Raw genomic sequence first — 19,113 nt, forward strand, 5'->3', positions numbered from 1 at the left:
TACGAGGAACTAGGGTTAACCAGATGATTGAACCTGAGACAGACGCACGCGAGGATGACGACGCCGTCAGCCGCGTGCTGGCGAAAGCCGCGAGCAAGTCGGCCGGGTACACACTGTTCGGGTCGGGCAACGCCCAGGCCCTCCAGAGCCGCGGGGTCGAGTCGGATTCCGACGGCGACCAGTTCGACCGCGAAGACCGCCAGGCCCTCCGTCGAGTGGCCGGTCTGTCCACCGAGCTCGAAGACGTCACAGAGGTCGAATACCGGCAACTGCGCATCGAGCGCGTCGTGCTCATCGGCATCTACAGCCAGGGCAACACCGAAGAGGCCGAGAACTCGATGCGCGAGCTCTTCGCGCTTGCCGAGACGGCCGGGGCCACCGTGCTCGACGGGCTCCTCCAGCGGCGGGCGACCCCCGACCCCAGTACCTTCTTCGGCAAGGGAAAGGCGATCGAGCTGCGGGATGTGGTCGCCAGCGTCGGCGCCGACACCGTGATCGTCGACAGCGAGCTCGCCCCCAGCCAGCGCCGAGCGCTCGAGGACGTCGTGAAGGTGAAGGTCATCGACCGCACGGCGGTCATCCTCGACATCTTCAGCCAGCACGCCAAGAGCCGGGAGGGCAAGGCCCAGGTCGAGCTCGCCCAGCTCGAATACCTGCTTCCCCGACTCCGAGGCTGGGGAGAGTCGATGTCGCGCCAGGCCGGAGGCCAGGTAGGCGCCGGCAACGGAATGGGAAGCCGCGGTCCGGGTGAGACGAAGATCGAGCTCGACCGTCGTCGCATCCACACCCGCATGTCCCGGCTGAAGAAGCAGATCCTCGCCTTCAAGCCGGCCCGCGAGGCGAAGCGCGCGAACCGCAATCGCAACTCCGTGCCATCCGTCGCCATTGCCGGCTATACCAACGCCGGAAAGTCTTCACTTCTGAATCGCATCACGCGAGCGGGAGCACTCGTCGAGAACGCCCTGTTCGCCACCCTCGATACCGCCGTGCGCAAGAACGAGACCGAGGAGGGCCAGGCCTACACCCTCACCGACACTGTCGGGTTCGTGCGCAACCTGCCCCACCAGCTGGTCGAAGCGTTCCGCTCCACGTTCGAGGAGATCGCCGATTCGGATGTGATCCTCCATGTCGTCGACGGATCGCACCCGGACCCCGGCAGCCAACTGGCGACCGTGCGGGACGTGATCGGCGAGGTCGAGGCGCGGCATATCCCCGAGATCGTGGTCTTCAACAAGAGCGATCTCATCGACGACAGCCAGCGGCTCGTGCTGCGGGGGCTCGAACCGAAAGCGATCTTCGCCTCCGCTCGCACCGGCGAGGGCATCGAGGAGATTCTCGCCGCTATCGCGCGCACCCTGCCCGCCCCGTCGATCGAACTCGATCTCCTCGTGCCTTACGACCGGGGGGACGTCATTTCGTCGCTTCACGACCACGCCCGCATCGTCTCGACCGAGTACGAAGAGGGTGGAACGCGGATTTCGGTGCTCGTCACCGAGGAGCATGCGGCCGCGCTGCGCCCGTTCGCGACCCCGGTGCCCGCCGTCGTCGTCTGATTGCGTAACACTTCTACCGGCACGAGTTCCGCTTGCTAGTCTGGCGGCACTGAGGTTCGCGAGTGTTGCGAGCCGAGGAGCGACAGCCGAGCCCGGCACCCGCCCACAGGAGCCGATCGGCTCCGCATCCCACCAGAACGGCGATGCAGTGGGCCATGTGGGCCACTGCACAGCCGGCGATATGCACCGAGGACCAAGACCTGTGCCCGCTCCCGACAGCCCCGGCGAGAACATCCCGCCGAGCGCGCGCATCCCGTTCTCGTTCGAGCTGTTTCCGCCCCGTAATGAGGCGGCGGCGCACACTCTCTGGGACACGATCCAGCAATTGGCGGCGGTGGGTCCCGACTTCATATCGGTCACCTACGGGGCCAACGGCTCATCCCGAGAGAGTTCGCTCGAGGTGCTGCGGTACATCAGGGAGCAGACCTCCGTGCATCCGCTCGCCCACCTTACCTGCGTCGGGTCGTCGCACTACGAAGCGAACCGCCTGGTGCGCGAGTTCCTCGATGCCGGCATCACGAGCTTCCTCGCCCTCCGCGGCGATCCCCCGCGCGGTGCGGTCGAGGGAGACCAGTTCCTCGGCGACCTCGGCAGCGCCTCGGAACTCGTGCAGCTCATCCACCGGGTGCAGACGGAGCGGGCGCAGTATGCGACGCTGCCATCGCGGAGCGCTTCCGGCGGCGGCGCGATCCCCTCCACCCGCCAGAAGGTGCGGGTGGCCGTGGCCGCCTTCCCCAACGGGCATCCGCGGTCGAAGCGGTCGAACCAGGACATCGACACCCTGCTCGCCAAGCAGGTCTCCGGCGCGACCGTTGCGATCACGCAGTTGTTCTTCCACGCGGAGGACTACCTCGGCTTCGTCGATGAGGCGCGTGCCGCCGGGGTCACGATCCCGATCCTGCCGGGCGTGATGCCCGCCACGGCACCCACCCGGCTCGAGCGAATTCTCGAACTCACCGGAGAGCGTCGTCCCGAAGAGTTGTCCCGGCGCCTGCACGCCAGCGATTCCGCCGACGAACAGGCCGAGATCGGAATCGAGCACGCCGTCTCGCTCTCGCTCGAGATCCTCGCCGGGGGAGCACCGGGCCTCCACCTCTACACTTTCAACCAGCACCGGGCCGTACTGTCCGTTCTCGACGGAGTCGGTCTCATCGCCGGGCTGACCTCACCAGAATCACCCAACCACAAGGAATCCGTATGACGACCCCCTCATTCCCCACCGGCAGCATCCTGGGCTACCCCCGGATCGGCCGTCGCCGCGAGCTCAAGAAGGCCGTCGAGTCATTCTGGGCCGGCCGCATCACCGCCGATGAGCTCGAGGCGACCGCCGCGACATTGAGGGCCGTCACCCGTGAGCGCCTGGTCTCCCTCGGTCTCGGCAAGTCCGACTCTTCGATCCCCGAGGCCTTCTCCTTCTACGACCAGATGCTGGATGCCGCGGTCGCCGTCGGTGCCGTGCCCACTCGTTTCGCCTCCCTCGTCGCCGCCGACGGCACCGTCGACCTCGCCGGATACTTCACCATCGCCCGTGGCGAGGGCAACAACACCCCCGCCGAGATGACCAAGTGGTTCGACTCGAACTACCACTATCTCGTGCCCGAGATCGGTCCGGAGACCGACTTCCACCTCGCCTCCGACCGGTTGGTTCGCGAGGTTGCAGAGGCCACCACCAGCGGCTTCCGCACCCGCCCGGTCATTGTGGGCCCGGTCACCTTCCTGCTGCTCAGCAAGGCGAGTGAGGATGCTCCGGAGGGCTACCAGCCCCTCGATCGCCTCGACGACCTCCTGCCGGTCTACGCCGAACTGCTCGCAGCTCTGACCGCCGTCGGTGCCGAGTGGGTGCAGCTGGACGAGCCCGCGCTCGTTAGCGAGAGCATCGAGGTTCCCCGCGCCGAGGTGCTGGCCGCCACAAAGCGTGCCTATGACGCCCTCGGTGCCCTTGGTGTGCGCCCGCAGATCTTCGTCGCAGCGCCCTACGGCAGTCTCGACGACGCGCTCCCGGTGCTCGATTCGACCTCGATCGAGGCCATCGGGCTCGACCTCGTGAAAGGCTCCATCCCGGAGGACTTCCACACGCAGAAGACGCTCGTCGGTGGCGTGATCGACGGTCACAACATCTGGCGCGGAGACCTCGCCGCCGCTTTCGGCACCCTCGAGTCTTTGAAGGCGCTCTCGCCCAACGTGGCGGTCACCTCATCCACGAGCCTCTTCCATACCCCGCACGATGTCACGGATGAACCGTTTCTCGACGACCGCCTGAAGAGCTGGCTCGCCTTCGCGGACCAGAAGGTGGCGCAGATCGCGGTCCTCGCGGCGGGCCTCGCGGGCGGGGCATCCGCTATCCAGGGAGACCTCGATGCCGCTTCGGCCGCTCTTGCCGACCGCCGAATCGCCCCCGGAGTCCGCGACGGAGACGTGCGCGGGCGAGCGGCCGCTCTCACGGAGGCCGACTTCGGGCGCGGCGACTACTCCGAGCGCCTTGCCGCGCAGGACGCCGCCCTAAACCTGCCGTTCCTTCCCACGACGACGATCGGATCGTTTCCGCAGACCGGCAACATCCGCAAGGCCCGCGCGGCCAATGCCAAGGGCGAGATCAGCGAGAACGAATACATCGACTTCCTGAAGGCGGAGATCAAGAGCGTCGTCGAACTGCAGGAGCAGATCGGAATCGACGTGATCGTGCACGGCGAGCCCGAGCGCAACGACATGGTGCAGTACTTCGCGGAACACCTCGACGGCTTCGCGGTGACGCAGAACGGCTGGGTGCAGTCCTACGGCAGCCGCTGTACGCGTCCGTCGATCCTGTGGGGGGACGTCGCTCGCGAGGCACCCATCACCGTGGAGTGGTCGTCGTACACGCAGAGTCTCACCGAGAAGCCGGTCAAGGGCATGCTCACCGGCCCGGTCACCATCCTGGCCTGGAGCTTCGTGCGCGACGACCAGCCGCTGGGGGAGACGGCCAATCAGGTGGCCCTCGCGCTCCGCGACGAGATCGAAGACCTCGAAGAGGCAGGCATCGGAATCATCCAGGTGGATGAGCCCGCACTGCGCGAGCTTCTGCCTCTCAAGAAGGCCGATCAGGCCGCCTACCTCGACTGGTCCGTGAGATCCTTCCGCCTGGCGACGGCGGGGGTTCAGGCCAAGACCCAGATCCACACCCACCTCTGCTACTCGGAGTTCGGTGTGGTCATCGACGCCATCAACAACCTGGATGCCGATGTCACGTCCATCGAGGCCGCCCGGTCGAAGATGGAGGTCGTTCCCGACATCCAGCGCAGCGGCTTCGGTCGCGGCATCGGCCCGGGCGTGTACGACATCCACTCCCCGCGCGTGCCCTCGATCGAGGAGGTCACCGAGCTCATCGAGATCGCGCTCGGATCGATCCCCAACCGCCAGGTGTGGGTCAACCCCGACTGCGGTCTGAAGACCCGCGGCTACGACGAGACCGTGGCATCCCTCACCAACGTCGTCGCCGCAACGCGCGCCGTTCGCGAGCGGGTGAGCGCGCAGTAGCGGCGCGGGTTCCTCGGCGACTCGTCTTTTCTTCGCAACCGGGGCCATTGCGGACTCTCCGGGCCGGCACGCTGGCCCGGTCGGTCCGCGATGGCCCCGCTTACGTGATCTGGGAGGGCGCAGGCCGAGGCTAGGGAAAGCGGATGCCGTCCACAACGGAGTCCATCGCCGCGATCCTGCCCTTCGTGCGAGCGCCGCTCGCTCCGGCGGCACCGATGATCGGGAGCATGGTTCCGGATCTGGCTACTTCCTCCCGCTCGGCATCCCGCGAGAGCTACGCCATTCGATCCCGGGGTAGCGCCGGCCGATCTCCCGAGGGGGATCGTCGCGCGTGCGCTCTGGTTCCTGTCCTCCGGGCACCCACCGGAGACTTCGCACCCGAGTGGCTGGGCTCCCGTGTCCTACCCCACGAGGGTTTCCCCGCCCGCGTCCGCTTCGCCGTGTGGCCGTCCCCACCTGCCTCGGGTGGTACCTGCTGCCGAACAGGGAGTGCAGCGCAGTCCGATCGACGCAGTGACGCATGAACACCGAGCGGCACGCTGCTGCACCGGGCCATTGCGGACACTCCGGGCCGGCGTATCGGCCCGCTCGGTCCGTACTGGCCCTGTTGGCGCATCGCCCTCCCACTGGGCGGGGCTGAAGCTCAGACCGACCGCAGCACCGCGACGACCTTGCCGAGCAGCTCGGCGTAGTCACCGAGAATCGGCGCGAACGCACTGTTGCGCGGAAGCAGCCAGGTGTGGCCGTCACGCTGCTGGAAGACCTTGACCGTGGCCTCTTCGTCCAGCATGGCCGCGACGATATCGCCGTTCTCCGCAGACTTCTGCTGGCGCACCACGATCCAGTCACCGTCGCAGATGGCCGCGTCGATCATGGAATCCCCGACGACTTTGAGCATGAAGAGCTCGCCCCTGCCCACGAGCTGGCGCGGGAGAGGGAAGACCTCGTCCACCATCTCCTCTGCGGTGATGGGGATTCCGGCCGCGATGCGACCGACGAGCGGCACCATCGCCGCGTCACCGATCGGCGTCGGGTTGTCGGAGACGACAGCGCCCTCCTCCTGCTGGATGTCGATGAGCACCTCGAGCGCGCGCGGCCGGTTGGGGTCGCGGCGCAGGTAGCCACTGAGCTCGAGTTGGTTGAGCTGGTGGGTGACGCTCGACAACGACGACAGGCCAACCGCATCCCCGATCTCCCGCATGCTCGGCGGATACCCTCTCGACGCGACGGCGCGCTGGATGAAGTCAAGGATCGCAAGCTGCTTATCGCTCAGGCTCTTACGCCGCCGGGTGCCCGGCTTCTCCTGCGCCGGTCCGGCCTCGCGCGGTCCGCGCCCCGCCCCGCGGCTGTCGCCTGAATCCATCTCACTCATGTCACTCCTGCGGTCTGGGCATTCGTCTGTCTGGATACTTCTCTGTCTGGCTGCTCGTCGTAGTGCTGCTCGTCGTAGCGCTGCTCGTCGTATGGGTGCGGATGACCCGCGATTCCGACAATGTCGGTGGTCACTGGTTGTCTCATCTCCAGACAATCGAAACTGTATCCGCGTTTCACCCTCGAAACAAACACCTGTTCGAGTGTGTTGCGACTCGATTTCGGAAAATGTCGAAGACAACGCTTGAATTCCGCACAAATCGAATGTATGTTCGGAACAAAGCTTCGTATCCGGCACTCCCGGCCGAGTGTCGGATACGAAAACCCTGTAAGCGCTCCGCTCCTGCAAGCGCTCCGAGGTAGGCAGAGGAAGGAACGACGATGACCACAGCACTCCTGATCACATCTCCGCTGGCCACATCACGACCGGCCACATCACGACCGGCCACATCACGACCGGCCACGAACGGCACCCCGAAGCAGCGCACCTCGCGACTGCGGATCACGCGGCGCGGGTATGCGCTGCTCACGATCCTGGTCGCCGCACCCCTCGTGATCGCCGCCTTCGGTGTCGCCCTCAACGGTGGCGGTGCCTCAGCGGGTGTGGATGCCTCGTCAGTCACCTTCGAGCACGTCACCGTGCAACCGGGCGAGAGCCTCTGGCAGTTGGCGGGAGAGATCGCCCCGTCATCAGACCCGCGGGACGTGGTGTCCGACATCGTGCAGCTCAACCAGCTGGGCAGCGCCGAGGTGCAGCCTGGCCAGAGCCTCGCCGTACCACTCAAGTACTCGCACTGAAACTGTTCGCACTGAAACAGATCGCACTGAAACAGATCAGGCCGGGCCGCCCACGCGCTGGGCACGATCGCCGGGGCTTCGCACCTCGCTTCCCATCACCTAGCGCCCTCTAGCATTGACACGTGGTTTCCCTAGACGATCTGCCCATCCGTGACGACCTCCGTGGCCTCACGCCCTACGGTGCACCCCAGGAGCAGGTGCGAATCCGACTCAATGTCAATGAGAACACCCATCCGATCCCCGAGGCCGTCGCTACGGACATCGTGACCGCTCTGGCCGCGGCCGTCCTCGGGGTGAACCGCTATCCCGATCGCGAGTTCACGGAACTGCGCGACAGCCTCGCCGGTTACCTCGGATCTGGCCTCACCCGGGACAACATCTGGGCGGCGAACGGCTCCAATGAGGTGCTGCAGCAGATCCTGCAGGCCTTCGGAGGCCCGGGGCGCAGTGTGCTGGGATTCCCACCCACCTACTCGATGCATTCGATCATCGCGTCGGGCACGGGTACTACGTGGATTGCAGGCGAGCGGGATGACGCCTTCGAGATCTCGCCGCAGACGGCAGTCGAGTGGATCGAGAAGACGGCACCGGACATCGTGTTCTTCTGCTCGCCGAACAACCCCACTGGCACACCGCTCTCCCTCGAGACGATCGTGGCGGCCTACGACGCGACCGACGGCATCGTCGTGGTCGACGAGGCCTACGCCGAGTTCGCGCCGACGGGTCTGCCGACCGCCCTCAGCCTGCTCCAGGGTCGCGAGCGACTCGTCGTCTCGCGCACGATGAGTAAGGCATTCGCTTTCGCGGGTGCCCGTCTCGGCTACCTCGCCGCCGATCCCGCGATCACGGACGCACTTCGACTCGTGCGGCTTCCGTACCACCTCTCGGCCCTCACCCAGGCGGCGGCGATCGCCGCCCTCGCTCACAGTGGCGAGATGCTCGCGATGGTGGATGACATCACGGCGCAGCGCGATCGCCTGCTCGAGGAACTGCCCAGGCTCGGCTACCCGGTCTGGCGCAGCTGGGCCAATTTCGTGTTGTTCGGGGGAGTCGAAGACCCCCACGCGGTATTCGAGGCGCTGCTCGAACAGGACATCATCATCCGCGACATCGGCATTCCGAATCACCTGCGGGTGACGGCGGGCACGGCGGCGGAGACCACCGCCTTCCTCCACGCTCTCGCTGCGCTCGACACCGCGGGTAACGGTTCGAACGCGCTCGGTAGGATTGGCTCATGAGTTCCCAGCGCGTCGCGCACCTCCAGCGCGAGACGAGCGAGTCGAGCATCGACCTGTCGCTCGACCTCGACGGCACCGGCGTATCCGACATCCACACCTCGGTGCCCTTCTACGATCACCTGCTCACCGCATTCTCCAAGCACTCGCTCATCGACCTGAGGGTGCGCGCGAGCGGTGACACCGAGATCGACGTGCACCACACCGTCGAGGACATCGGAATCGTGCTCGGCAGGGCGATCAAGGATGCGCTCGGCGACAAGGCGGGAATCACCCGCTACGGCGATGCCCTCGTGCCCCTCGACGAGGCGCTCGTGCAAGCCGTCGTGGATGTCTCGGGGCGACCGTACCTCGTACACACCGGCGAGCCCGCCGGGTTCGAGTTCCACCTCATCGGCGGACACTTCACCGGTTCCATGGTGCGCCACGTCTTCGAGGCGATCTCCTTCAATGCCGGCCTCACCGTGCATATCACGGTGTTGGGCGGCCGCGATCCGCACCACATCGCGGAGGCCGAGTTCAAGGCCTTCGCGCGCGCCCTGCGCACGGCCGTGGAGCCGGATGCCCGGGTCACCGGCATCCCCTCCACCAAGGGCGCGCTCTGACCATGAGCCGCCCCTCCGTCGTCGTGCTCGACTACGGCAGCGGCAACGTGCACTCTGCCGCGAAAGCCCTCGAAGCTGCGGGAGCCGACGTCGACCTCACGGCCGACCGTTCCCGGGTGCTTGCTGCCGACGGGCTCCTCGTGCCCGGGGTCGGCGCGTTCTCTGCGGTCATGGCCGCGCTCGACTCGGTTCACGGCGGAGATCTCGTGGACCTCCGGTTGGCCGGCGGTAAGCCCGTGCTCGGCATCTGTGTGGGAATGCAGGTGCTGTTCGGTCGGGGAGTGGAGCGCGGGGAGGAGACCCAGGGCCTCGACCAGTGGCCAGGGGTCATCACCGAGCTCGATGCCCCGATTCTTCCGCACATGGGGTGGAACACGCTCGAAGCTCCGAGCGACTCCGTGCTCTTCGACGGAATCGCCGATGAGCGCTTCTATTTCGTGCACTCCTACGCCGCGACCGAGTGGACCCTCGACGTGATGCCGCCCTTCCCCGAGCCGAAGCTCACCTGGGCCGAGCATGGCACCCGGTTCCTGGCCGCGGTGGAGAACGGGCCGCTCAGCGCCACCCAGTTCCACCCCGAAAAGTCGGGGGAGCCGGGCATCCGGTTGCTTGCGAATTGGCTCGACAGCCTGTAACACCCCGAACCACTGCACGGTCCCAGCCGTCACAGCCCCCCGTCGTCCCGAAGAGAAAAGATCCGATGAGCGCCCTCGACTCCACCCCCAAACTCGTGCTTCTGCCCGCGATCGACGTCGCCGACGGCCAAGCGGTGCGCCTGACCCAGGGTGAGGCCGGCAGCGAGACGAGTTACGGCGATCCGGTGGATGCCGCGGCGGACTGGACCTCGCAGGGTGCCGAGTGGATCCACCTGGTGGACCTCGACGCCGCCTTCGGGCGGGGCAACAACCACGACGCCATCCGTTCGGTGATCAAGCGGGTCGGTGGGGACGCGCTCATCGAGCTTTCCGGTGGAATCCGGGACGACGCCAGCCTCGAAGCGGCCCTCGACACCGGGGCGAAGCGCATCAACCTCGGCACGGCGGCTCTCGAGAATCCTGACTGGGCCGCGAGGGTGATCGCCAAGTTCGGCGAGCTGATCGCGGTCGGGCTCGACGTGCGCGGCACGACCCTCGCGGCGCGCGGCTGGACGAAGGACGGCGGTGACCTGTTCGAGGTGCTCGACCGACTGGAGTCGGCGGGCTGCGCCCGGTACGTCGTGACGGATGTGACCAAGGACGGCACACTGCAGGGTCCGAACCTCGAGCTGTTGCGCTCGGTCGCCGAGCGCACCGACCGGCCCGTAGTCGCATCCGGCGGCATCTCGAACCTCGACGACATCGCCGCCCTCCGCGCCCTCGTGCCGCTCGGAGTCGAGGGGGCGATCGTGGGCAAGGCGCTCTACGCCAAGGCCTTCACCCTCGCCGAGGCCCTCGCGGTCGCGTCCGACTGAGCATCCGGTGTCCGATTCCGCCGGGATGCCCTGGGAGGGGCGCCGCTTCGAGCATGGCGCCTCCTCGGACGACGACGGCTCGGCGCCCGCCGCGCTCTCACTCGCGCTCGACCAGTTCGCGGCAGGAGAGATCGGATCCGCCGGGGTCGTCGACGCCATTCGTGGCTCGCGCCTGCTGATTCCGCTGGTGGCACAGCTCGGCGAGTCGGGGATCGGGGATCACGGTCACGCGGTCGACAAGAGTGCCGAACTCTCGATCGTGACCGTCGCCGGTCCCGACGGGCGCAACGTGATGCCCGTCTTCAGCTCGGTGGAGGCGATGGGACGCTGGAAGCCGTTGGCGCGCCCCGTGCCGGCCGATGCCGTGCGGGTGGCCCTCGCCGCCGTGGGTGAGGGCACCGAACTCGTGGTGCTCGACCCGACCTCGCCGACCGAGTTCGTGATCCGACGCCCGGCGCTCTGGGCGATAGCGCAGTCCCAGCCCTGGGTCCCGAGCCACCTCGATGCCGGAGTGCTCGACGAGTTCCGCCTCTCGATCGAGGGGGAACCCGCCGTGGTGTCCCTCGGTCTCGAACCCGGGGACCCGGATGCCCGGCTCGCCGGTCCCGAACTCGTGGTGCGCCTCGCCCTGGTGCCCGGTCTCGACCGGGTCGAGCTGGATGCCGTGCTTGCGCGCCTGCAGGCCCGTTGGAGTGCGAGCGAAGCGATCGCCGCCGGGGTCGACTCGCTCGCGGTGCGACTCGGCACGGCAGGGGCATGAGAATGCCGGAACTGGGGCGAGCCCCGCACCGTTTTCGGTGCCCAGCCACTGATAAGCTGTAACCCCGTGGTGAACAAACAAAACGCGGACACAACCAAGCACATTTTCGTCACTGGTGGAGTCGTTTCGAGTCTCGGTAAGGGACTCACGGCAGCCAGTCTCGGAAACCTTCTCACGGCCCGCGGACTCCGCGTCGTCATGCAGAAGCTCGACCCGTATCTCAATGTGGATCCGGGCACCATGAACCCCTTCCAGCACGGAGAGGTCTTCGTGACCGACGACGGGGCCGAGACCGACCTCGACATCGGCCACTACGAGCGCTTCCTCGACATCAATCTCAATCAGGCCGCTAATGTCACCACGGGCCAGATCTACTCCACCGTCATAGCGAAGGAACGCCGCGGCGAATACCTCGGCGATACCGTGCAGGTGATTCCGCATATCACCGACGAGATCAAGCGGCGGATGCGCCTCCAGGCCGAGGTCGCCGAGGACGGGTCCCGTCCGGATGTCATCATCACCGAGGTCGGCGGCACGGTCGGCGACATCGAATCCCAACCCTTCATCGAAGCAGCCCGCCAGGTGCGCCACGAATTGGGCCGGAGCAATGTGTTCTTCGTGCACGTCTCCCTCGTGCCCTATCTCGGTGCCTCGGGGGAGCAGAAGACCAAGCCGACCCAGCATTCCGTCGCGGCCCTGCGCTCCATCGGAATCCAGCCGGATGCCCTGGTGCTGCGCTCCGACCGCCCGGTCTCCGAGTCCAATAAGCGCAAGATCGCGCTCATGTGCGACGTGGACGAGCAGGCCGTTGTCAACGCGATCGACGTGCCCTCGATCTACGACATCCCGACCATGCTCCACGACCAGGGCCTCGACGCCTACATCATCGAGCATTTCGGGCTCGAGGCTTCAGAGGTGGACTGGTCCGGCTGGAAAGACCTGCTGGCCGCGGTGCACCAGCCGAAGCACGAGGTCACGATCGGTCTCGTCGGCAAGTACATCGACCTTCCCGACGCCTATCTCTCCGTGACCGAGGCACTTCGGGCCGGTGGTTTCGCGCAGCAGACGAAGGTGCTCGTGCGCTGGATCCCGTCGGACGAGTGCGAGACGCCGGACGGCGCGGCGCGACTGCTGTCGGATGTCGACGGCATCTGCGTGCCGGGAGGATTCGGCGTCCGCGGCATCGAAGGCAAGCTCGGCGCGCTCACATTCGCCCGAGAGAACGGCATCCCGGTGCTGGGGCTCTGCCTCGGACTCCAGTGCATGGTGATCGAGTACGCGCGCAACGTCGTGGGCCTCACCGGGGCATCCTCGTCGGAGTTCGACCCGGAGACCGAATTCCCGGTGATCGCGACCATGGCCGAGCAGGTGGAGATCATCGCCGGGGGAGACCTCGGCGGCACGATGCGTCTCGGCCTCTACCCCGCCGATCTCACCGAGGGATCGATCGTCGCCGAGGTCTACGGATCCACCCGCGTGGAGGAGCGCCACCGACACCGCTACGAGGTGAACAACGCCTACCGCGCTGAGATCGCCGCGGCGGGACTCGACTTCTCCGGCGTCTCGCCCGACGGCCACCTGGTGGAATTCGTGGAGCTGCCGCGAGACGTGCACCCCTACTACGTCGGCACCCAGGCGCACCCGGAGCTGCGATCGCGACCCGACCGCGCACATCCGCTCTTCCAAGGGCTCGTCGCCGCGGCGCTCGAGCGGCAGGAGGCCACGCGCCTGTTCACCGTGCAGGACGCGTGAGCGTGTCTCAGCCGCTCTCCGACGAGGTCTTCCCCGTCGGCGTGGTGTCGAGCGAGGTGGTGTACGGGGGCATCGTCTGGGACATCCGGCGGGATGTCTTCGAATACGGAGACGCGGGCGCGGGCGCGGCGCAGACAATCAGCCGCGAATACGTGGACCACACCGGCGCAGTCGCGATCCTCGCCCTCGATGACCAGGATCGGGTGCTCCTGATCAAGCAGTATCGGCGGCCCGTCGGCGCCCGCGAGTGGGAGATCCCCGCGGGGCTGCTCGACATCGATGGCGAATCTCCCGTGCTCGGTGCGCAGCGCGAACTCGCCGAGGAAGCGGATGTCGTCGCGAGCGAGTGGCGCCTGTTGAGCGACTTCTACTCCACGCCCGGCGGCAGCAACGAGGCGATCCGCATCTACCTCGCCCGCGGATTGAGCGACGCCCACAGCGTCTTCGAGCGCACCGAGGAGGAATCGGACATCGAGAAGCGTTGGGTACCGCTCGATGAGGTCGTTGACGCCGTTCTGGGCCGAACGATCGGCAACTCGATCCTGTCCATCGCCGTGCTCACCGCCCATGTCTCACGAGCGGCAGGGTGGGCCAGCCTCGGGGCTGCCGACGCACCGTGGCCGCGCCATCCGAAGTTCCGCAGCCGTGACTGACGATTCGCCGTTCGAACGTGCTGTCGACAGGTACCTGCGACATGTCTCGATCGAGCGTGGCCTCTCGTCGAACACCGTGGCCGCCTACCGTCGCGATCTTTCGGCGTACGGTCGTCAGCTTGCTGACACAGGTGTGATCGCCCCGGAGCAGATCACCGCTGCACACGTCTCGGCCTTCGCGCTGCACCTGCGCACCCGGTCCGAGAATCCGCTCACGGCATCCTCGATGGCGCGGATGCTGTCGTCCGTGCGCAGCCTGCATCGCTTCCTGCTGGACGAGGGTCTGGTGACGGTGGATGTCGCCGCCGACGTCACCCCGCCGAAACTCGCGAGCCGGCTCCCGAAGGCGATCACCATCGAGCAGGTGACGGCGGTGCTCGATGCCGCCTCGGGGGATGACCTCCAGTCGCTGCGGGACCGCGCCCTTCTGGAGCTGCTCTACGCCACCGGCGCTCGTATCTCCGAGGCCATCGACCTGAACGTGGACGACGTGATCGGCACGGAAGGGCACAGCGTCGACGTCGTCCGACTGTTCGGCAAGGGGGGAAAGCAGCGGATCGTGCCCCTCGGGTCCTACGCTCAGGCCGCCATCGACGCATATCTGGTGAGAGCGCGGCCACTGCTCTCCACCCGGGGCAAGGCGACCCCGGCACTCTTTCTCGGCATCCGCGGTCAGCGAGTGTCGCGGCAGAACGCGTGGCTGATCATCCGCGCGCGGGCGGAGCAGGCGAAGCTCGGCTTCGAGATCTCGCCCCACACCTTCCGACACTCGTTCGCGACGCACCTGCTCGCCGGTGGCGCCGATGTGCGCGTCGTGCAGGAGCTGCTCGGGCATTCCTCTGTCGCCACGACGCAGATCTACACCCTGGTGACGGCGGACACCCTGCGCGACATGTACACGACGGCGCATCCGCGAGCTCGCTGAGCCCGGCGGATGTGGCGTGCGCCCTCCCCGCCGCGCCTCGACCGTCATGAGGTGCGGCCCCGGTGCGCCCGGCGGAACTCGCCGGTGGCGCCGCCCGCCAGCCCGTCACAAACTGCTGGCCCGTTGCTGTGGGGGAGCGTTTTGTGACGGTTCGGCGGATGCCGCTGGTCCGGCGCCAGGGTCGTCGAGCGCAGCGGGTGGCGGGTGAGAGCCTGGCGGAACGCGCCCGGCCCGCCGCCCGCCCGGCCGAACGCGCCCGCCGGAACTCGCCCGTCCCGCCGCCCGCTCCCGGTCGGCCGCCCATCCGTCACAAACTGCTGGCCCGTTGCTGCGGGGGAGCATTTTGAGACGGTTCGGCGGATGCCGCTGGTCCAGCGCCAGGGGCGTCGAGCGCAGGGGGTGGCGAGTGAGAGCCCGGCGGAACGCGCCCGGTCGGCCGCCCATCCGTCACAAACTGCTGGCCCGTTGCTGCGGGGGAGCGTTTTGTGATGGTTCGGCGGATGCCGCTGGTCAGGCGCCGGGGGCGTCGAGCGCAGGGGATGGCGAGTGAGAGCCCGGCGGAACGCGCCCGGCGGAACTCGCCCGTCCCGCCGCCCGCTCGTCGGGAAGGCCCGCCCCGCCACCCATCCGTCATAAACTGCTGGCCCGCTGTTGTGAGGGAGTGTTTTGTGACGGTTCGGCGGATGCCGCCCGCCAGGTGTCGCGGCCGGCCGTGTGATGCGGCCCGCCAGGTGTCGCGGCCGGCAGTGTGGCGCGTCGACGCCAACATCCCCGCGGCACATGCCGCTCCCCGCGTCATCCGTCACAAAGTGTGCTTTCGGCTCCGGGAGGGAGCACTTTCTGACGGATCGGCGGATATCTCCCAGCAGCAGGCAGCAACAGGCAGCAACCCACCGACGGCTACCGACGGCAACCGACGACACCACCGCCAATAGCCCCACCCCGGCACACCGCGCGTGGCGAGTCTGACGGGGCGGCGCACACGCCATCGATAGAATCGTCCTAATCGGCAGCGGCCGGTGCTCAACGGTAAGGAATGTCGGGATGACAGCGAAGCGGGACAAATCGGCTGAGGAACTCCCCGGTTTCGATCGCGTCGCCACCGGCCCGACCGGTCGCCCGCTCACCGTCTTCGCGGAGCCTCCGGTTCTGGCCTCCAACGGTCCCGCGCGAATCATCGCCCTCTGCAACCAGAAGGGCGGTGTCGGCAAGACAACGACCGCCATCAGCCTCGGCGCCGCGCTGGCCGGTTATGGCCGCCGGGTGCTCGCCATCGACTTCGATCCGCAGGGGGCCCTGTCTGCCGGCCTCGGCGTGGCCTCCCACGAGGGCTCGAACATCTACGACCTCATGCTCGCAACCGTGAAGGATGCCCACCAGGCCATCCGCACGACGTCCACCCCTGGCCTCGATGTCATTCCGGCCAACATCGATCTCTCCGCGGCCGAGGTACACCTCGTGAACGAGGTGGCGCGCGAGCAGATTCTGGCGCGCGTGCTCCGCCAGGTGAGCGGCGAGTACGACGTGATCCTCATCGACTGCCAGCCCTCGCTCGGTCTGCTCACTGTCAATGCCCTGACAGCCGCGCACGGTGTGCTCATCCCGCTCGAGTGCGAGTTCTTCGCCCTTCGCGGGGTGGCGCTGCTGGTCGAGACCATCGACAAGGTCAAGGACCGCCTCAATCCCGCCCTGCAGCTCGACGGCATTCTCGCCACCATGTACGATTCCCGCACCCTTCACTCGCGTGAGGTGCTCGAGCGGGTCGTCGAGACCTTCGGAGACCGCGTCTTCGAGACCGTGATCGGGCGCACCGTGAAGTTCCCGGATGCGAGCGTCTCCGGCACCCCGATCACGCAGTTCGCTCCCGATCACGCGGCAGCCGGGGCCTACCGCCAGCTGGCCAGAGAGTTGATCGCCCGTGGCGCGGTCGCCTGACACGACGGTCGAGCATCCGGAGGCCACCGGCTTCTCGGTGAGCCTCAGCAACTTCAACGGTCCGTTCGATCTGTTGCTGTCGCTGATCGGCAAGCATGAGCTGGACATCACCGAGATCTCCCTCAGCATCGTCACGGGTGAGTTCATCGCCTATCTCAAGCAGCTCGACACCGCGACGGAACTCGACCAGGCAAGCGAGTTCCTGGTCGTCGCCGCAACCCTGCTCGACCTCAAGGTGGCGGGGCTGCTCCCGCAGGGCGAGTTGGTGGATGCCGAGGACGTGGCGCTGCTCGAAGCTCGCGACCTCCTGTTCGCGCGCCTGCTGCAGTATCGGGCCTTCAAGGAGGTCACGACCTGGTTCTCCGCGCAGCTCGATGCCGAGTCGACCCGGCATGTGCGCACGGTTCGGCTGGAGGAGAAGTTCCGCAAGCAAACGCCGGAGCTCGTCTGGACCCTCAGCCTCGAGGACTTCGCCGCTATTGCCGCACTCGCATTCGCGCCGCGCGAGCTGCCGACAGTGGGTCTCGACCACCTGCACGCGCCGCTCGTGAGCATCCGGGAGCAGGCGGCTCACGTCGTCGCGCTGCTGCGCCGCGGCGAGCCGATGACGTTTCGCCAGCTGATCGCCGGTGTCGAGCAGAAGGGCGTGATCGTGGCGCGCTTTCTCGCGATTCTCGAGCTCTACCGCGGGGCCTCACTCGCCTTCGAGCAGCTGGAACCGCTCGGCGAACTCACCGTGCGCTGGACCGCCGAACACTGGTCGGAAGAGAACCTCGCGAGCCTGGGATCAGACTATGGAAATTGACCTGATGGATGAGACCCCCGAGGCGGCGACCCCGCCGGTGAATGTGGAACGAAGCCTCGAGGCGATCCTCATGATCGCCGACGAACCGCAGACGCTCGTCTCCCTCGCTACCGCTCTCGGCGTGCCCGTCGCGGCCGTGAGGCAATCGATCGAGCGACTCGTCGCCGACTTCGACGGCCACGGTGAGGGTGTGGCCGGCGGCATCCGTCGCGGTTTCGAACTTCGCGAGGTGGGGGGCGGATGGCGCATCTACGTGCGCGGCGAGTATGACGATGTCGTGCGCGACTTCGTGCTCACGCAGAACCCCACGCGCCTGTCGCAGGCCGCTCTCGAGACGCTCGCCGTGATCGCCTACAAGCAGCCGATCAGCCGGGGCGCCATCGCGTCGATCCGGGCGGTGAACGTGGATTCCGTCGTGCGTACGCTGCTGGGTCGCGGCCTCATCACCGAGGCCTTCACCGACAGCGAGACCGGCGCCATCCACTACGCGACCACCGACCTCACCCTCGCCCAGCTGGGCATCAACTCGATCGACGAGCTGCCGGCGATCTCGCCCCTGCTCTCCGACGGATCGGACGGTTTCTCCGATGGTTTCTGACCTGCCCCCCGGCGCAGCCTCCGATGACGGTGTGCGCCTGCAGAAGCTCATGGCCGCCGCCGGTGTCGCCTCCCGTCGCGTCTCGGAGAACATGATCGAGGCCGGGCGCGTCGAGGTGAACGGCGAGGTGGTCACGGAGCTCGGTCGTCGCGTACTCCCGGCGGATCTCGTCTCGGTCGACGGCGTCGCCATCCAACTCGACACCTCGCGCCGCTACCTCATGCTCAACAAGCCCGTCGGCATCGTCTCATCGCTTCAGGACGATCGCGGCCGCCCCGACCTCCAGCGCTTCGTGTCGCGTTTCGACGAGCGCCTCTTCAACGTCGGCAGGCTCGACGCACAGACCTCCGGATTGCTCATCCTCACCAACGACGGCGAGCTCGCCCACGTGCTCGCGCATCCGTCGTTCGGCGTGATGAAGACCTACATCGCCAAGGTGGAGGGCCGGGTGTCACCGCAGACCGTCGCGAAGCTCACCAGCGGCATCGACCTCGAAGACGGGCCGATTGCGGCCGACAAGGCCCGCATCGTCGGGCAGGCGGGCGCGCGCGAGACGATGGTGGAGATCACTCTGCACTCCGGGCGCAACCGCATCGTGCGACGGATGCTCGAGGAGGTCGGCCATCCGGTGATCGATCTCGTGCGACGCCAGTTCGGTCCGTTGCACCTCGGTTCGCTCGGGGCCGGGGACATCCGTGACCTCACCAAGGCCGAGCTCGGCGCGCTCCTCACGATCTCGCGCGACGCGACTGCCGGAAGCCCCGGGGACGCCGACGCCGAGGAGACGGACTGATGGCGGTACGCGCCGTTCGCGGAGCCATCCAGCTCGATCGGGACGACCGGGCCGAGGTGCTGCACGCCACCGCCGAGCTGCTGTCGAAGGCCCTGCACGCCAACGAGATCGACACCGACGCCCTGATCTCGGTAATGTTCACCGCGACGCCCGACATCACCAGCGAGTTCCCCGCCCTCGCGGCGCGGGAGCTTGGGCTCGGCGACGTGCCCCTGATGTGCGCGGTGGAGATGGATGTCGTCGGCTCGATGCCGCTCGTCATCCGGCTGATGGCCCTGGTGGAGTCAGACACCCCGCGCAAATACATCGTGCACACCTACCTTCGGGGAGCGGTCGCGCTGCGGCTCGACCTCGCCCAATAGACCTC

The 19,113-nt window shown here is 67.3% G+C and carries 19 protein-coding genes; 17 read left to right on the forward strand and 2 right to left on the reverse strand.

The features are described 5' to 3' along the window. The first annotated feature begins 23 nt into the window (after positions 1 to 23). From hflX to metE, 3 genes are all read left to right on the forward strand, one after another. Complete coding sequence (hflX, locus tag ABIB54_RS09610; protein WP_354575304.1) at positions 24 to 1,553, forward strand: GTPase HflX; 1,530 nt, start codon at positions 24 to 26, stop codon at positions 1,551 to 1,553. Between the two features lie 202 nt (positions 1,554 to 1,755). After that, positions 1,756 to 2,754, forward strand: coding sequence for a methylenetetrahydrofolate reductase (locus ABIB54_RS09615; protein ID WP_354575305.1), 999 nt, complete (start codon positions 1,756 to 1,758; stop codon positions 2,752 to 2,754). Continuing rightward, a complete protein-coding gene (gene metE, locus ABIB54_RS09620) occupies positions 2,751 to 5,066 on the forward strand; it encodes a 5-methyltetrahydropteroyltriglutamate--homocysteine S-methyltransferase (protein ID WP_354575306.1) in 2,316 nt (771 codons plus the stop codon). Before ABIB54_RS09615 ends, metE begins: the two co-directional genes overlap by 4 nt. A 643-nt stretch (positions 5,067 to 5,709) precedes the next feature. On the opposite strand, the gene lexA is transcribed toward metE, so the two are convergent. Then, positions 5,710 to 6,429, reverse strand: coding sequence for a transcriptional repressor LexA (gene lexA, locus ABIB54_RS09625; protein WP_354575361.1), 720 nt, complete (start codon positions 6,427 to 6,429; stop codon positions 5,710 to 5,712). A 5-nt stretch (positions 6,430 to 6,434) separates the two neighbouring features. Continuing rightward, a complete protein-coding gene (locus tag ABIB54_RS09630) occupies positions 6,435 to 6,572 on the reverse strand; it encodes a hypothetical protein (RefSeq protein WP_354575307.1) in 138 nt (45 codons plus the stop codon). A gap of 246 nt (positions 6,573 to 6,818) precedes the next feature. Here ABIB54_RS09630 and ABIB54_RS09635 point away from each other — a divergent pair, with 246 nt between their 5' ends. The 14 genes from ABIB54_RS09635 to aroH all read left to right on the forward strand — a co-directional run bounded on the left by ABIB54_RS09635 (position 6,819) and on the right by aroH (position 19,108). Continuing rightward, on the forward strand, positions 6,819 to 7,235 hold the full coding sequence (locus tag ABIB54_RS09635; RefSeq protein ID WP_354575308.1) for a LysM peptidoglycan-binding domain-containing protein: 417 nt from the start codon (positions 6,819 to 6,821) through the stop codon (positions 7,233 to 7,235). A 122-nt stretch (positions 7,236 to 7,357) separates the two neighbouring features. After that, on the forward strand, positions 7,358 to 8,473 hold the full coding sequence (locus ABIB54_RS09640; protein WP_354575309.1) for a histidinol-phosphate transaminase: 1,116 nt from the start codon (positions 7,358 to 7,360) through the stop codon (positions 8,471 to 8,473). Further along, positions 8,470 to 9,075 carry an imidazoleglycerol-phosphate dehydratase HisB gene (hisB, locus tag ABIB54_RS09645; RefSeq protein WP_354575310.1) on the forward strand — a complete coding sequence of 202 codons (606 nt, stop codon included), beginning with the start codon at positions 8,470 to 8,472 and terminating at the stop codon, positions 9,073 to 9,075. Before ABIB54_RS09640 ends, hisB begins: the two co-directional genes overlap by 4 nt. Before the next feature lie 2 nt (positions 9,076 to 9,077). Further along, positions 9,078 to 9,710 (forward strand): imidazole glycerol phosphate synthase subunit HisH, encoded by a 633-nt coding sequence (hisH, locus tag ABIB54_RS09650; protein WP_354575311.1) that lies wholly within the window; start codon positions 9,078 to 9,080, stop codon positions 9,708 to 9,710. Between the two features lie 65 nt (positions 9,711 to 9,775). Then, positions 9,776 to 10,525: a bifunctional 1-(5-phosphoribosyl)-5-((5-phosphoribosylamino)methylideneamino)imidazole-4-carboxamide isomerase/phosphoribosylanthranilate isomerase PriA gene (priA, locus tag ABIB54_RS09655; RefSeq protein ID WP_354575312.1), complete on the forward strand. Its 750-nt coding sequence runs from the start codon at positions 9,776 to 9,778 to the stop codon at positions 10,523 to 10,525. Between the two features lie 25 nt (positions 10,526 to 10,550). Then, positions 10,551 to 11,285 carry an SseB family protein gene (locus tag ABIB54_RS09660; protein ID WP_354575362.1) on the forward strand — a complete coding sequence of 245 codons (735 nt, stop codon included), beginning with the start codon at positions 10,551 to 10,553 and terminating at the stop codon, positions 11,283 to 11,285. Between the two features lie 48 nt (positions 11,286 to 11,333). After that, positions 11,334 to 13,037: a CTP synthase gene (gene pyrG / locus ABIB54_RS09665; RefSeq protein ID WP_502917112.1), complete on the forward strand. Its 1,704-nt coding sequence runs from the start codon at positions 11,334 to 11,336 to the stop codon at positions 13,035 to 13,037. Beyond that, the gene (locus tag ABIB54_RS09670; protein ID WP_354575314.1) at positions 13,034 to 13,690 is read left to right on the forward strand and encodes an NUDIX domain-containing protein; all 657 of its coding nucleotides are present in this window, start codon (positions 13,034 to 13,036) and stop codon (positions 13,688 to 13,690) included. Before pyrG ends, ABIB54_RS09670 begins: the two co-directional genes overlap by 4 nt. Beyond that, positions 13,605 to 14,615, forward strand: a complete 1,011-nt coding sequence (xerD, locus tag ABIB54_RS09675; protein ID WP_502917109.1) for a site-specific tyrosine recombinase XerD — start codon at positions 13,605 to 13,607, stop codon at positions 14,613 to 14,615. The genes ABIB54_RS09670 and xerD overlap by 86 nt, the downstream gene beginning before the upstream one ends. Positions 14,616 to 15,659: 1,044 nt before the next feature. After that, complete coding sequence (locus ABIB54_RS09680) at positions 15,660 to 16,550, forward strand: ParA family protein (protein WP_354575316.1); 891 nt, start codon at positions 15,660 to 15,662, stop codon at positions 16,548 to 16,550. Further along, the gene (locus ABIB54_RS09685) at positions 16,534 to 17,355 is read left to right on the forward strand and encodes a segregation and condensation protein A (RefSeq protein WP_354575317.1); all 822 of its coding nucleotides are present in this window, start codon (positions 16,534 to 16,536) and stop codon (positions 17,353 to 17,355) included. Before ABIB54_RS09680 ends, ABIB54_RS09685 begins: the two co-directional genes overlap by 17 nt. Beyond that, on the forward strand, positions 17,345 to 17,953 hold the full coding sequence (gene scpB, locus ABIB54_RS09690; protein WP_354575318.1) for an SMC-Scp complex subunit ScpB: 609 nt from the start codon (positions 17,345 to 17,347) through the stop codon (positions 17,951 to 17,953). Before ABIB54_RS09685 ends, scpB begins: the two co-directional genes overlap by 11 nt. Then, positions 17,943 to 18,746, forward strand: coding sequence for a pseudouridine synthase (locus ABIB54_RS09695; protein ID WP_354575319.1), 804 nt, complete (start codon positions 17,943 to 17,945; stop codon positions 18,744 to 18,746). The genes scpB and ABIB54_RS09695 overlap by 11 nt, the downstream gene beginning before the upstream one ends. Continuing rightward, positions 18,746 to 19,108, forward strand: a complete 363-nt coding sequence (gene aroH, locus ABIB54_RS09700; protein WP_354575320.1) for a chorismate mutase — start codon at positions 18,746 to 18,748, stop codon at positions 19,106 to 19,108. The genes ABIB54_RS09695 and aroH overlap by 1 nt, the downstream gene beginning before the upstream one ends. Positions 19,109 to 19,113 lie beyond the last annotated feature (5 nt).

The organism is Frigoribacterium sp. UYMn621, from assembly GCF_040549525.1.
Classification (GTDB): Bacteria; Actinomycetota; Actinomycetes; order Actinomycetales; family Microbacteriaceae; genus Lacisediminihabitans.